The sequence below is a fragment of the Streptomyces decoyicus genome (assembly GCF_019880305.1).
In the GTDB taxonomy this organism is placed as follows: Bacteria; Actinomycetota; Actinomycetes; order Streptomycetales; family Streptomycetaceae; genus Streptomyces; species Streptomyces decoyicus.
The window spans coordinates 3,422,515-3,436,311 of the sequence record NZ_CP082301.1; the positions used below are offsets into that span (position 1 = coordinate 3,422,515).

General features: G+C 70.9%; 12 protein-coding genes. All 12 read right to left on the minus strand.

Going from position 1 to position 13,797, the window contains the following annotated elements; genetic code table 11:
- Nucleotides 1–4: 4 nt before the first annotated feature.
- Nucleotides 5–1,111: a 3-dehydroquinate synthase II family protein gene (locus tag K7C20_RS14900; RefSeq protein WP_030085567.1), complete on the minus strand. Its 1,107-nt coding sequence runs from the start codon at nt 1,109–1,111 to the stop codon at nt 5–7.
- 51 nt (nt 1,112–1,162) lie between these two features.
- Nucleotides 1,163–1,996 carry a 2-amino-3,7-dideoxy-D-threo-hept-6-ulosonate synthase gene (locus K7C20_RS14905; RefSeq protein WP_048829944.1) on the minus strand — a complete coding sequence of 278 codons (834 nt, stop codon included), beginning with the start codon at nt 1,994–1,996 and terminating at the stop codon, nt 1,163–1,165.
- A gap of 77 nt (nt 1,997–2,073) precedes the next feature.
- Nucleotides 2,074–3,837: a 1-deoxy-D-xylulose-5-phosphate synthase gene (locus K7C20_RS14910; protein ID WP_048829943.1), complete on the minus strand. Its 1,764-nt coding sequence runs from the start codon at nt 3,835–3,837 to the stop codon at nt 2,074–2,076.
- A complete protein-coding gene (gene ispG, locus K7C20_RS14915; protein WP_030085561.1) occupies nt 3,824–4,945 on the minus strand; it encodes a flavodoxin-dependent (E)-4-hydroxy-3-methylbut-2-enyl-diphosphate synthase in 1,122 nt (373 codons plus the stop codon). Before ispG ends, K7C20_RS14910 begins: the two co-directional genes overlap by 14 nt.
- The gene (ispH, locus tag K7C20_RS14920; RefSeq protein ID WP_078953473.1) at nt 4,932–6,278 is read right to left on the minus strand and encodes a 4-hydroxy-3-methylbut-2-enyl diphosphate reductase; all 1,347 of its coding nucleotides are present in this window, start codon (nt 6,276–6,278) and stop codon (nt 4,932–4,934) included. Before ispH ends, ispG begins: the two co-directional genes overlap by 14 nt.
- A complete protein-coding gene (locus K7C20_RS14925; protein ID WP_160328763.1) occupies nt 6,278–7,324 on the minus strand; it encodes a polyprenyl synthetase family protein in 1,047 nt (348 codons plus the stop codon). The genes ispH and K7C20_RS14925 overlap by 1 nt, the downstream gene beginning before the upstream one ends.
- A 56-nt stretch (nt 7,325–7,380) precedes the next feature.
- A complete protein-coding gene (locus K7C20_RS14930; protein ID WP_222892608.1) occupies nt 7,381–8,286 on the minus strand; it encodes a TauD/TfdA dioxygenase family protein in 906 nt (301 codons plus the stop codon).
- Between the two features lie 24 nt (nt 8,287–8,310).
- Entirely contained in the window at nt 8,311–9,378 is a 1,068-nt protein-coding gene (locus tag K7C20_RS14935; RefSeq protein ID WP_030085554.1) for a phosphotransferase, read from the minus strand.
- Nucleotides 9,375–10,580: a cytochrome P450 gene (locus tag K7C20_RS14940; protein ID WP_053208962.1), complete on the minus strand. Its 1,206-nt coding sequence runs from the start codon at nt 10,578–10,580 to the stop codon at nt 9,375–9,377. The genes K7C20_RS14935 and K7C20_RS14940 overlap by 4 nt, the downstream gene beginning before the upstream one ends.
- A gap of 129 nt (nt 10,581–10,709) precedes the next feature.
- Nucleotides 10,710–11,639, minus strand: coding sequence for a terpene synthase family protein (locus K7C20_RS14945; RefSeq protein WP_030085551.1), 930 nt, complete (start codon nt 11,637–11,639; stop codon nt 10,710–10,712).
- Nucleotides 11,636–12,802 (minus strand): acyl-CoA dehydrogenase family protein, encoded by a 1,167-nt coding sequence (locus K7C20_RS14950; RefSeq protein ID WP_030085550.1) that lies wholly within the window; start codon nt 12,800–12,802, stop codon nt 11,636–11,638. The genes K7C20_RS14945 and K7C20_RS14950 overlap by 4 nt, the downstream gene beginning before the upstream one ends.
- Nucleotides 12,802–13,722 carry a TauD/TfdA dioxygenase family protein gene (locus tag K7C20_RS14955; protein WP_222892610.1) on the minus strand — a complete coding sequence of 307 codons (921 nt, stop codon included), beginning with the start codon at nt 13,720–13,722 and terminating at the stop codon, nt 12,802–12,804. The genes K7C20_RS14950 and K7C20_RS14955 overlap by 1 nt, the downstream gene beginning before the upstream one ends.
- Nucleotides 13,723–13,797 lie beyond the last annotated feature (75 nt).

A 13,797-nucleotide genomic window follows, 5' to 3' on the forward strand; every position in this document is an offset into this window, starting at 1 on the left:
GGTGTCACTTCTCCAGGCAGAACTCATCAATCGGGTAGCCCACGTGGCGGTCCGCGCTCGGCAGGAAGCCGAGGACACGGTCGCCGGGCTTCAGCTCGGTGCTGTTGAGCACGGCACCACCGGGGCCGAGCACCCGTACGTGCCAGTCGTCCTGGAGGATCAGATTGACCGCCTGGCCGCCGGGCGCGACCGCGTCGATGGAGATCAGCGGACGGGATTCGATCTTCACCCGGCCCACGGTGACCAGCCGGGTGTTGCCCTTGACGTCCACGGCCAGCACCTTGCTGCCGGACTTGAGCTCGCTGAGGTAGTTGGTCCGCTCGTCCTTGGAGAGGGTGTACGAGTGGATGGCGCCGGCGTTGACGCGGAACGGCCGGGTGGGCATGTACGGCAGCGGGTGGGTCTCGCTGACGCAGAGGATCATGCCCTTGGAGTGCGACCCGACGAGAATCCCCTCGTCCTCGCGGAAGTGGGTGCAGGTGTCGACACAGGCCCGCTCACCCATGCCGACGTGGCTGGTCGCGGTGACCTCCAGCTCGACCAGGCTCAGGTTCGGGGTGTCGAGCTGGGCCGCGGCCTTCAGGTGCGCCGCTTCGCCGACGCCCTTGGGGGCCATCATCACGCCGTCCGAACCGTGCTCCAGGACACCGAAGATGATCTCGGCCTCCTCGGCGTCCTGCGCCACGGTGATCAGGCTGCCGGTGGCCTTGGCGGCGGCCGCGATCACGATCTCCAGCGGGATCTTGGTCGGGTCGCGGAAGAGCAGCAGGCTCAGCTGCTCGGTACGCGCGGACTCACACGCCAGCTCGAGGCTGTCCGCGTCCACGATCTCCACGAAGCGGCCGAAGGTCACCTCGGGGTGACGGATCGCCAGCTCGGCGGGGGTGATGCCATGACGTATCGGATCCACGATCACCACATCGGCCCGCCCCAGCTCCTCGGGCACCGCGCCCGCCCCGGGGAACAGCACCTTGGTGAGGGTCGGCGGCAGCCCTTCGAGGTCCGCGAGGTCATCGGTGACGATGCCCTCGATGCGGTGGTGCAGCGCCTCCTGGAGGATCGCTTCCTTCGCGTCCCCGACCGCTCGGACGTCCAGCCAGCTCAGCTTCATGTTATTTCTCCACAAATATGGTGGGGCGAGGTCGACGGCACACAGGTGCGGTCAGACGGGCAGGGACAGCTCGTGGACCTGGATGTCCGCTTCGATACGGGACCCGGCGGAGGAGCCCTCGTGGACGAGTTCGACGACCGCGCGGGCGACCTTGCCCGGCTCGTCGGCCTGGAAGATGTTGCGGCCCATGGCCACTCCCGCGGCGCCCGCCCCCAGCGCCTCGTCCACGTACGACAGGGTCGCGTCGAGTCCGCTGCGCTGCGGGCCGCCGACGACCAGGATCGGCAGTGGGGACATGTCCGTGATCCCGGCCATGGTGTCGGGCGACCCGGTGTAGAGGGTCTTGACGATGTCGGCCCCCAGATCCGCGGCGAGCGAGGCCGCATGGGCGATCAGCTCCGGGTCACGGGGGTTGTCGATGCGGGGGCCGCGCGGGTACATCATCGCGAGCAGCGGCACGTTCCACCGGTCGCAGGCCTCGGCCACCGCGGCCAGGTCGGCGATCTGCTGCTTCTCCTCGTCGGAGCCGATGTTGACGTGCACGCTGACCGCGTCGGCACCGTGCCGTACGGCTTCCTCGACGCCGGCGACGAGGTACTTGGCGTTGGGGTCGGGGGCGTGCACGGTGCTCGCGCTCATGTGCACGATGAGCGACATCTGCGTGAAGCGCATCGGGTCGATACAGCGCAGCGTCCCCTTGTGGACGATGGCCGCGTCGACGCCACTGACCGCCAACTCCCCGACGAGCCGGTCGACATGGCGCCCGCCGGTGATCGGACCGTCGGTGACGGAGTGGTCGAGCGGCACGATCACGAGTCTGTCGTCATCGTGCCGGTGAAGCCGCCGCAGCCTGAGCTGACGTGCGAAAGGAAGGTGCGAAGGCATGGGATACGACTCCTTACAGGCTGGCTTGACGCCATGTGGCCGAATGTGGGCGAGGGATGGCCGCCCGGGCTCCCGGGTCAGCGGGGGGCCGCTTGTGGCAGCCATCCGCCGACCCGTGCGACCAGGCCGTCGGCGGTGAGCCCATGCCGGCGCAGGAGGGCCGTCCTGCTGCCGTGGGGAAGGAACTCCGTCGGCAGCCCGACGGTCCGTACGGGGGTGGGCGCACCGGCCTCGGACAGCTGCCGCAGCAGGCGCGCGCCGAGCCCGCCGTCGCTCAGGTTGTCCTCGACGGTCACCACGAGTTCGTGCCGTGCGGCCAGCTCCGGGAGCCCCTCCGGTACGGGGACGGACCAGCGCGGGTCCACCACCGTCGACGGGATGCCCAGGGCGTCCAGTGCGGCCGCCGCCTGGAGGCACGGGTCGGCGAGCGGACCGGTCGGGACCAGCAGCACCCGGGCGCCGGGCGCCTCGTGCAGCACGTCCATGCCCCCTTCCCGGCGGAGCGCCGGCAGGGCCGGGCCGGCCTGCGCCTTCGGGAAGCGGAGGACGGTGGGCCCGTCCGTGACGGCGACCGCCTCCCGCAGCAGCGTCCTGAGCTCCTCGGCATCGCGCGGCACCGCCAGGCGCAGCCCCGGTACCAGCGACAGCCAGGAGGCGTCCCAGATCCCGTGATGGCTGGGGCCGTCGGGGCCGGTGACGCCCGCCCGGTCGAGTACGAAGGTCACCGGCTGCCGGTGCAGCGCCACATCCATCAGCACCTGGTCGAAGGCGCGGTTGAGGAAGGTGGAGTAGACGGCCACGACGGGGTGCAGTCCGGTGTGCGCCAGCCCGGCGGCGGAGACGGCGGCGTGCTGTTCGCCGATGCCGACGTCGAAGACCCGGTCGGGGAACCGGCGGGCGAAGCCGGCCAGGCCCACGGGCTGGAGCATCGCGGCGGTGAGGGCGACCACGTCGGGCCGCTGCGCACCGAGCTCCGTCATCTCCGCACCGAACACCTCGGTCCAGGAGCGGCCGCCGGAAGCGGACCTGCCGCCGGTCTCGGGGTCGAAGGTGCCCACCGCGTGCCAGCAGTCGTCGGCGTCCTCGGCGGCCGGTGCGTAGCCGTGGCCCTTCTGCGTCACGCAGTGCACCACCACGGGGCGGTCGAGTGCGGCCGCCCGGCGCAGTGCGCGCTCGACCGCCGGGCGGTCGTGGCCGTCGACCGGGCCCAGGTAGGCCAGGCCCAGGTTCTCGAAGAGACCGGCCCCGCCGCGGCCCTCCCGGAGCTCGCCGAGGTGGGTGGCGAGGGCGCCGGCGGTGGGGGCGTAGGAACGGCCGTTGTCGTTCAGGACGATGATCACCGGCCGGTCCGGGGCGCCGCCGATGTTGTTGAGCGCCTCCCAGCTCATCCCGCCGGTCAGCGCGCCGTCGCCGACGACGGCGACCACCCTGCGGTGCGCGGCGCCGGCCAGGCCGAAGCCCTTGGCGATGCCGTCCGCGTACGAAAGGGCCGTGGAGGCATGGGAGTTCTCGATGACATCGTGCTCGGACTCGCTGCGGTCGGGATAGCCGGACAGCCCGCCCTCCTGGCGCAGCGTCGAGAAGGCCTTCATCCGGCCGGTGAGCAGCTTGTGGACGTAGGCCTGGTGGCCGGTGTCGAAGAGCAGGGTGTCCTTGGGGGACTCGAAGACCCGGTGCAGGGCGAGGGTGAGCTCGACGACGCCGAGGTTGGGGCCCAGGTGTCCGCCGACCTTCGAGACGGACTCCACCAGGAAGGAGCGGATGTCCGCGGCCAGCGCCCCGAGTTGGCCGTCCGTCAGGGACTGCAGGTCGGCGGGGCCGGTGAGGTCAGCCAGTCTCATCGAGATCCACCCCCATCTCGTCCGCGAGGCGCAGCGCCTCTTCGATGAGGGTCTCGACGATCTTCGACTCGGGGACGGTCTTGACGACCTCGCCCTTGACGAAGATCTGCCCCTTGCCGTTGCCGGAGGCGACACCGAGGTCGGCCTCGCGGGCCTCGCCGGGGCCGTTGACGACACAGCCCATGACGGCGACCCGCAGCGGCACCGGCAGCCCTTCGAGCCCGGCGCTCACCTCTTCGGCGAGCTTGTAGACGTCCACCTGGGCGCGGCCGCAGGACGGGCAGGAGACGATCTCCAGGCGCCGGGGGCGCAGGCCGAGCGACTGGAGGATCTGGATGCCGACCTTGACCTCCTCCACGGGCGGCGCGGACAGCGAGACGCGGATGGTGTCGCCGATGCCCTGGCGCAGCAGCGCGCCGAAGGCCACCGAGGACTTGACCGTGCCCTGGAAGGCCGGTCCCGCCTCGGTGACGCCGAGGTGGAGCGGATAGTCGCACTGCGCGGCCAGCAGCTCGTACGCCCGGATCATCACCATCGGGTCGTGGTGCTTCACCGAGATCTTGAAGTCGTGGAAGTCGTGCTCCGCGAAGAGCTCCGCCTCGCGCAGCGCCGATTCGGCCAGGGCCTCCGGGGTCGCCTTGCCGAACTTCCGCAGGATCCTCGGGTCGAGCGAGCCCGCGTTGACGCCGATGCGGATCGGGGTGCCGGCCTCCTTCGCGGCCTGCGCGATCTCCTTGATCTTGTCGTCGAATTCCTTGATGTTGCCCGGGTTGACCCGGACACCGGCGCAGCCCGCCTCGATCGCGGCGAAGACATAGCGCGGCTGGAAGTGGATGTCCGCGATGACGGGGATCTTCGACTTCTGGGCAATCTCCGCGAGGGCCTCGGCGTCGTCCCGGCTGGGGCAGGCGACCCGGACGATGTCGCAGCCCGCGGCGGTGAGTTCGGCTATCTGCTGAAGGGTGGCCTGGGCATCGGCCGTCACCGTGGTCGTCATCGACTGCACCGAGACGGGGTGGCGGCTGCCGACGCCCACGCCGCCGAGCATCAGCTGCCGGGTGGGACGACGCAGCGGTGTCGTGGGCACGGCAAGGTCAACAGCTGTCAACGGTCTTCTCCAAGTCTTTGCGGGCGCGGTCTTTCCGGGCGCTCCTCAGCTCTTTGGGAAGCTGGAAGGTGACGTTCTCCGTCGCGACTTGGTGCTCGGTGACCGTGACGGGGCCGAGGGCGCGGAGATTGGCGACGATTTCCTGGACGAGGGCGTCCGGGGCCGAGGCACCGGCCGTCAGGCCGATCCGCCGGGCCCCGTGCAGCTGCTCCAGAACGACGTACGAGGCGTCGTCCACCAGCTGGGCGGGGGTGCCCATCCGCTCCGCGAGTTCCTTCAGGCGTACGGAGTTGGAGGAGTTGGGCGATCCGACCACCAGGAGCAGATCGACCCGGCCGGCGATCTCCTCGACGGCGCGCTGCCGGTTGGTCGAGGCGTAGCAGATGTCCTCGGACTGCGGTGCCTTGATCGACGGGAAGCGGCCGGCCAGGGCCCGGGCCACCTCGGTGGCCTCGGACATCGCCAGCGTGGTCTGCATGAGGAAGGAGACCGCCTCGGGGTCCTCGACCTCCAGGCGCGCCGCCTCCGCCGCGTCCTGCACCAGCACCGTGCGGTCGGGCGCCTCGCCCAGCGTGCCCTCGACCTCCTCGTGACCGGCGTGCCCGATCAGGACGACGGTGTCGCCGCGGCCCGCGAACCGCTTGGCCTCGGCATGGACCTTGGTGACCAGCGGGCAGGTCGCGTCGATCACCCGCAGACCGCGCTCGCCCGCCGCGTCACGTACCGCCGGGGCGACCCCGTGCGCGGAGAAGACGACCAGCTCGCCCTCCGGCACCTCGTCGAGTTCCTCGACGAAGACCGCGCCGCGGCGGGCGAGGTCCTCGACGACATGCCGGTTGTGGACGATCTGCTTGCGTACGTAGACCGGGGCGCCGTACTGGTCGAGGGCGCGTTCGACGATCTCGATGGCGCGGTCCACACCGGCGCAGAACGACCGGGGGGCGGCCAGGGCCACCTCTCGGTCCCCCTTCGCCGCTTCCCAGTCGCCCAGGACCCGGGCCAGGGCCTCTTCGGCACGGTCGACGGCGTCCGAACCCGCGTCGTCGCGCACCAGGCACAGCAGCGCGTCGCCGTCCGTCTCCGGGAGCCGGTCCGGCGCGCCGATCTCCACCAGAGGGGCCTCGGCGCCCTGGGGTGCCTCGACGCCGGCGACGGCGGCCCCGCCGGTGTGGACCGTCAGCCCCTGTGCCCTGAGGGCCCCGGCGAGCAGCCGGTGAACCCGGCCCTCGCGGGCGCCCGACTCCAGGTGCAGCCGGTCGGCGAGCACCACGTCGCCGTGGCGCACCGCCGTGCTCAGCGGGCGCGCGGCGACACTCACGATGGCGGCGGTCATCAGTGCTTCCTGAAGGCGACGTAGTCGGCGAGGGCGAGCAGGGGCGCCCGCTGCGCCTCCGTCAGCCCGAGGGCGTCGAGCTGCGCCACGGCGAGGCCGCGGTGCCGCTCGATCTCGCTCTCGGTCCAGGCGCGGCCGCCGGCCAGCTCGACCAGCTCGGCGGCGCGCCGGGCACCGTCCTCCGTCAGGGGGTCGGTGTCCGCGTAGAGCGCGGCCAGTTCCCCGGAGCCGGGCCGGCCGCTGTGGAGGGCGGCGACGACGGGAATGCTCTTCTTCTTGTTGTGCAGGTCCGAACGGACCGGCTTGCCGGTGACGGCCGGGTCGCCCCAGATGCCGAGCACGTCGTCGACCAGCTGGAACGCCATGCCCAGGTGCATGCCGAAGGCGCCGAAGCGGCGGCTGGTCCCCTCGGGCGCGCCGACGAGCCCCGCGCCCAGCGTGCAGGCGCAGCGCAGCAGCGCCGCGGTCTTCTGCTCGGAGACGGTGAGGGCCTCTTCCAGGGTCACCGTGGCGCGGCGCTCCAGCGCGAGGTCGGCCATCTGGCCCGCGGCCAGCTCGGCGATCGCGTCGATCAGGGCCTTGGTCGCCCAGCCCTGGTGGCCGGAGGCCTCGTCGAACATGCCGCAGGCGCGCGCCAGCAGGATGTCGCCCGCCAGGATCGCCGCGGGGGTGCCGAACTTGCTCCAGACGGTGGGCCGGCCGCGCCGCTCCAGATCGCGGTCCATGACGTCGTCGTGCAACAGCGAGAAGTTGTGGACCAGTTCGACGGCCGCGGCGCCGGGTACGGCCTGCTGGGCGTCGCCGCCGCAGGCCTCGGCGGCAAGGATGGTCAGTGCCGCCCGGATCATCTTGCCGCCGCTGTTCGCCGTGGGGCGTCCGCTGGTGTCCATCCAGCCGAAGTGGTAGGCGACGATGGGGCGGATGCGGTGGTCGAAGGTGTCGACGGTGGCCCGCAGGGCGGGTGTGACGAGGCCGGCGGCCCGCGAGGCGTTGCGGTGGGCCAGGTCGACACTGCTCTCGAGGGGCTGGACTGTGTCAGCGTGCACTGAACTCTTCCTCTTGGTTCGGTCCGACAGAAAGGTGTGCGACAGCGCGACGCGGTCTACGCGGCGGTATTCTGCTGGTTCTTGAAATCGGCGTAACGCAGGGTCGGGCACTGCTCCCAAAACCCCTTCTCACCCAACGCCACCCGGCGCAGCGTCCGCCGGCCATTACCCTCCAGACCACCCCGGGCATGCTGAACCGCCAGGTTGTGCCAGACCACCACATCCCCCTGCTGCCAGGAATGCTCATACACCGCATCCTCGGCATACATCACCGAGAACAACTCCTCCAGCAGCCCGCGGCTCTCTTCATCCTCAAGGCCCACGATCCGCGTCGTCTGATTCGCATTCACCATCAACCCCGGCTCCCCCGACACCGGATGACGCCACACCACCGGATGCTCCGCCCGCGGCATGCCCTCCGCCACCGACAACCCCACATTCCGGCCGTCCAACGACACCGGCATCGCGTTCTCACACACCAGGCCCGCAACCCGCGACCGCAAACCCGCCGGCAAACGCCCGTACGCCGCCGCCACATTCGCAAACCGCGTCGACGTCACACACCCCTCAACATCCTCAGCAAAAAGCGACACCGCCTCCAACGGCACCGCACAATGCCCCGTATCCGAATGGAAAGACAGCTCACTCGTCCCCAGCGCAGCCCCCTCCTTCACATTCGAAACAAACCCGATCCCCGAACCCTCCTCATGCAGCACCGGCCCCAAATGCCCCATGAACCGGATCTGCTCCTCCAACGAGAAGCCCTGACCCGAAAACACCAGCAGATGCCGCGCACGGAACAACTCCACCAACGCCGCCGCACACTCCGCACCCAACGGCGCCCGCAGATCCACCCCCTCGACCCGCGCACCCCACCCCGCAGACGTCGGCTCCCACACCAGCCCAGCCACCAGCCAGCCCCCCAACACCACGAACGACAACAACAGTTGCGAGACTAGCACTCTAAGTTGGATTATATAAATGATTTAGCGACCCAGCGCCGTGAGGCTCTCCAGCTCCGTGCAGGCGGTGCGGAACCGCTGGGTGACGGCGGCCAGTACCTCCGCCGGGTGGGAGCCCTCCGGGGTGGCGGCCCACATCAACAGGCCGTAGACCATCTGCGCCCGGTAGGCGTCCCACGCCCCGGCGAAGGACGGCGGCGCGGCGCCCCGGGCCGCGACCTCGTCCAGATAGCCGGCCAGCAGGTCCCGTTCGTGCGCCGCCCGGTCCCCGGGGCTCAGCGCCGAGGCGAGGAGGTAGGCCACATCGTGCGCCCAGTGCCCGCGGCGCGCGGCCTGCCAGTCCGCCAGCACGGGCCGCCCCCCGGGCGCGAACGCCAGATTGCCCGGATGCGGATCGCCGTGCAGCAGGGTGGGCTGCACCGCGTCGTCGAAGGCCGTCAGCCGCGCGAAGGCGGCCAGCCAGGACTCCGGCGCGGCCCGCTCCCCGGCCGGGCCGGCGCGGTCCGCCGCGGAGTAGACCGCCTCGGCCCCGCGCCGTGCATAGGCGTACGTCGCCGACCCCGCCGGGGCCGCACAGCGCCGCACCCACGACAGCGCACCCCGCCGCACCGGATCGCGGAACCCGGCGTGCAGCGCGGCGAGTTCGGACAGCACCCCCGCCACCGCATCGGGCGTGAGCAGCTGCCCCGCCGCACCCCAGTCGCAGCCGCGCGCCGTCAGGTCCTCCATCAGGAGGAAGAAGCGTCCGTCGTCGGGGCGGTACCCGGACGCGTACACGGCGGGCACCGCCACGGGGGCCGTCGGCAGCACCTCCTGGTACATCCGTACCTCGGTGACGTAGACACCCGCGGCCGCCATGACCTCGTGCAGCGGATGGGACAGCGAGGTCTTGACGAACAGCCTCTCCGGCAGCGCCGCGGCATCCGGGCCCGAGAAGCGGGCGGCCAGCGGGATACGGGTGGAGGTGCCCTGGTCGGTCGGCGCTACCCGCAGGCCGGTCACCCGGATCCGGTGGCCGACCCCGCGCAGCGCCGCCTCCAGCCACCCCGCGTCGAGATCGGCGCGGACCCGCGGCACCTCGGCGCCGGTCACCGGCCCGTGTCCCAGGTGACCGGCAGCCTGCGCACCCCGTAGTTCAGGGAGTCCTCGCACATCGGCACCTCTTCCGGCGGCACCGCGAGCCGGAGCGCGGGGCCGTGCGTGAACAGCGCCCGGAGGCCGGCCCGCAGCTGCTCGCGCGCCAGCTGCTGGCCGATGCACTGGTGGATGCCGTGCCCGAAGGCCAGATGCCCGGCCGGCGGGCGGCGGAGATCCAGGGTGTCGGGGTCGTCGAAGCGCCCCGGATCGCGGTTCGCGGAGAGCAGCGAGGCGACGACGACCTCACCGGCCTCGATGGTGCGCCCGCCCAGCTCGATGTCCTCCAGGGCGGCGCGCTCCCGGCCGAACTGCGGGATGGTGAGATAGCGCAGCAGCTCCTCGACGGCCGGCTCGGTGAGGCCGGGATCCGCCCGGAAGGCGGCCAGCTCCTCGGGGTGCCGCAGCAGGGCGAAGGCGCCGAGGGAGAGCATGTTGGCGGTGGTCTCGTGCCCCGCCACCAGGATGCTCAGCCCGATGTTCGCCGTCTCCTCGTCCGTCAGCTCACCGTCCGCCGCCAGGTCCGCCAGCAGGTCGTGGGCGGGTGCGCCGCGTTTGGCCACGACGAGGGTGCGGACATAGCCGGCGAGGGCGGCGACCGCGGCGTCCGACTCCTCGCGGGTGCTGTCCACCGACACCATGCTCGCGGTCCAGCTCTGGAACGCCGCCCGGTCCTCGTAGGGCACCCCCAGCAGTTCGCAGATCACCAGGGTCGGCACGGGCAGCGCGAAGATCTCCACCAGGTCGGCCGGCGGCCCGGCGCGGCGGAGGGCGTCCAGCCGGCCGGCGACGATGCGCTCGATGGCCGGTACCAGGGCGCGGACCCGGCGCACATGGAAGTGCCGGGCCAGCAGCCGCCGGTAGCGGGTGTGGTCGGGCGGGTCCATCCGCGCGAACATCCCCGGCGCCGGGGCGTCGCGGCGGCGCAGCTGGCTGGCGACGGGGGAGGTCACCAGGTCGCCGCGGGCGCTGAAGCGCGGGTCCGTCAGCACGGTGCGGACGTCGTCGTACCGGGTGACGAGCCAGCCGGCCGAGCCGTCGGGAAAGGCGAGCCGGCTGACCGGATCGCTCCGGCGCAGCGCGGCGTACTCCTCGGGCGGGTCCAGCGGGCAGCGGCGCGCGCGGGGCAGCGGCGCGGGGTGCGAGGAGGCGTCGGTCACATCGCGTCCTTTGATCGGGAGGGGACCGGACGGCGGCAAGCCGGGGTGAGCACCAGCCCCGTCACCCGCCCCGGGGGGCGGGGGCCCACGGCAGGCGTCGCGAGCGGGACGGGACGGTGCCAACACGCCCTAGCCGACGACCTGTTCGGCGTCCGGCAGATCGAATTGGAGGTCGTCGACGGTGTACAGGTCGATGGCGACCCTGAGGTTGTTCTCCAGCGCGGCGGCGGAGGCCGGGGCGCTGGGGTGCAGCTCGTCCAGGAGGAGGGCCTGCTCGTCGCGGTAGGCCTGGATGCGGTCGCGTACGGCGTGCGGCGTCATACGGGTGCCGTCGCGGGCGACCAGCTGGACGACGTTCAAGGTGCCCTCTTCCGCGTCCTTGGCGCAGGTCCGCAGGTCGTTGGCGAGCCGGACCGCCCTCGACGCCGGGACGAGGGCCGCGTCGAGCCGCTCCTGTGCCGCGCTGTCCGGGTGCTCGCCCACGGTGATCAGCAGCGCCAGGGCCACACTGCGGTAGTTGACGTGCCGGTAGGCCAGTTCGAGGAAGTCCTCCATGGTGGGCAGCGGCTCCACGCCCTCGGCGATCCGCCGGCTGAGCACCGCCTGGCGCACCCCCGCACGCACCCCGTCCACCAGCCGCAGCACGAACCGCTCCAGCAGCCCGCAGCAGCCGTCCCGGGCCCGCAGCTCCTCGACCAGTGCGGCGAGCGAGGTCTCGAAGAAGTCGCCGGGTCTCGCCTCGGCACGGCCGCCGCGGAGTACGGCGAGCACCCGCCGGCCGACGTCCTCGGGCCGGGTGCCGTAGTGCTCAAAGTCGTCGAGCCGGCCGTCGAGCAGATAGAGCCACAGGCTGTACTCGACGAGCAACGCATGGTCGGCGACGTCCAGTTCGGGGGCGATCACACACACCGTGGCGGCGAGCGTGTCGTACACCTTGTCGCTCAGCTCCTGCTGGACGGGTCTCGCCCATTGGCGTGCCAGTGCCGCGGCCTCGATGGCCTTGGCCCGCACCGCCGGGTCCGCGCTGTCCAGTAAGTGGGAGACGAGCTTGTTGTTCATTCCTGCTTCCTCACGGTCGCCGATGTCAGCCCCAGCGAGCGCCCCACGATCTCCTGCATGATCTCCGAGGTGCCGCCGAAGATCCGCTCAATGCGGTTGTCGCGCCAGATGCGCGCGATTTCGTACTCGTTGATGTATCCGTATCCACCGAACAGCTGGACGCAGCGGTCGATGATCTGCCAGGCCGTCTCGGTGGTCCAGTACTTCGCCGCGGCGGCGTCGACCGCCGTGAGATGGCCCTCGACGAGCGCCATGATGCAGCCGTCGACATAGCTGCGGGCCGCGTCGAGCTTGGCCCGCATGTCGGCCAGCGCGAAGCGGTTGGCCTGGAACGTACCGATGGGCTGCCCGAACGCCGTGCGGGTCTTGGCGTACTCCAGGGCCAGTTCGAAGGCGCGCTGCGCGCCGCCCAGCGCGCTCACCGCGATGGCGATCCGCTCGGTGGGCAGGTTCTCCATCATGTACGCGAAGCCGCGGCCCTGCTCACCGAGGAGGTTCGCCGCCGGTACCCGTACGTCGTGGAAGAAGAGCTCCGCGGTGTCCTGCGCCTTCAGGCCGACCTTGTCCAGCCGGCGGCCGCGCTCGAAGCCGGGCATCCCGCGCTCGACGACCAGCAGGCTGATGCCCTTGTGGCGGGCGTCCGGGTCGGTCTTGCAGGCGACGATCACGAAATCCGCGAGGATGCCGTTGGTGATGAAGGTCTTCTGGCCGCTGAGCACATAGTGGTCGCCCTCGCGCCGGGCGGTGGTGCGCATCGCCGCCAGGTCCGACCCGGCGTCCGGCTCGGACAGGGCCAGTGCGCAGATGGTCCGCCCGGAGACGATCCCGGGGAGCCAGCGGTGTTGCTGTTCCCCGGTGAGGTGCGACAGGTAGGAGGGCAGGACGTCGTTCTGGAGCCCGAGTCCGATGCCCACCGTGCCGGTGGCCGCCATCTCCTCGGCCATGATGGCGTTGTAGCGGAAGTCGCGGATCCCCTGTCCACCGAACTCCTCGGGGAATTCCCACCCGATGAGACCGGCCGCACCGGCCGCGCGCCAGGCCTCGCGGCTGACGATTCCGGCCCGCTCCCATTCCTCCGCGTGAGGCACGCACTCCTTGAGGTAATAGGCACGGGCGGTCTCCCGGAACTGCTCGTGCTCGGGGGTGAAGAGCGTGCGCCTCATTACGCGGTGGCCTTGTCCTCGGCGGTATTCTGCTGGTTTTTGAAATCGGCGTAACGCAGGGTCGGGCACTGCTCCCAAAACCCCTTCTCACCCACCGCCACCCGGCGCAGCGTCCGCCGGCCATTACCCTCCAGACCACCCCGGGCATGCTGAACCGCCAGGTTGTGCCAGACCACCACATCCCCCTGCTGCCAGGAATGCTCATACACCGCATCCTCGGCATACATCACCGAGAACAACTCCTCCAGCAGCCCGCGGCTCTCTTCATCCTCAAGGCCCACAATCCGCGTCGTCTGATTCGCATTCACCATCAACCCCGGCTCCCCCGACACCGGATGACGCCACACCACCGGATGCTCCGCCCGCGGCATGCCCTCCGCCACCGACAACCCCACATTCCGGCCGTCCAACGACACCGGCATCGCGTTCTCACACACCAGGCCCGCAACCCGCGACCGCAAACCCGCCGGCAAACGCCCGTACGCCGCCGCCACATTCGCAAACCGCGTCGACGTCACACACCCCTCAACATCCTCAGCAAAAAGCGACACCGCCTCCAACGGCACCGCACAATGCCCCGTATCCGAATGGAAAGACAGCTCACTCGTCCCCAGCGCAGCCCCCTCCTTCACATTCGAAACAAACCCGATCCCCGAACCCTCCTCATGCAGCACCGGCCCCAAATGCCCCATGAACCGGATCTGCTCCTCCAACGAGAAGCCCTGACCCGAAAACACCAGCAGATGCCGCGCACGGAACAACTCCACCAACGCCGCCGCACACTCCGCACCCAACGGCGCCCGCAGATCCACCCCCTCGACCCGCGCACCCCACCCCGCAGACGTCGGCTCCCACACCAGCCCAGCCACCAGCCAGCCCCCCAACACCACGAACGACAACAACAGTTGCGAGACTAGCACTCTAAGTTGGATTATATAAATGATTCATCGATCGCCGCGTCGTCCGCCAGGCCGCCGCTCGACCAAGGGAGAGCC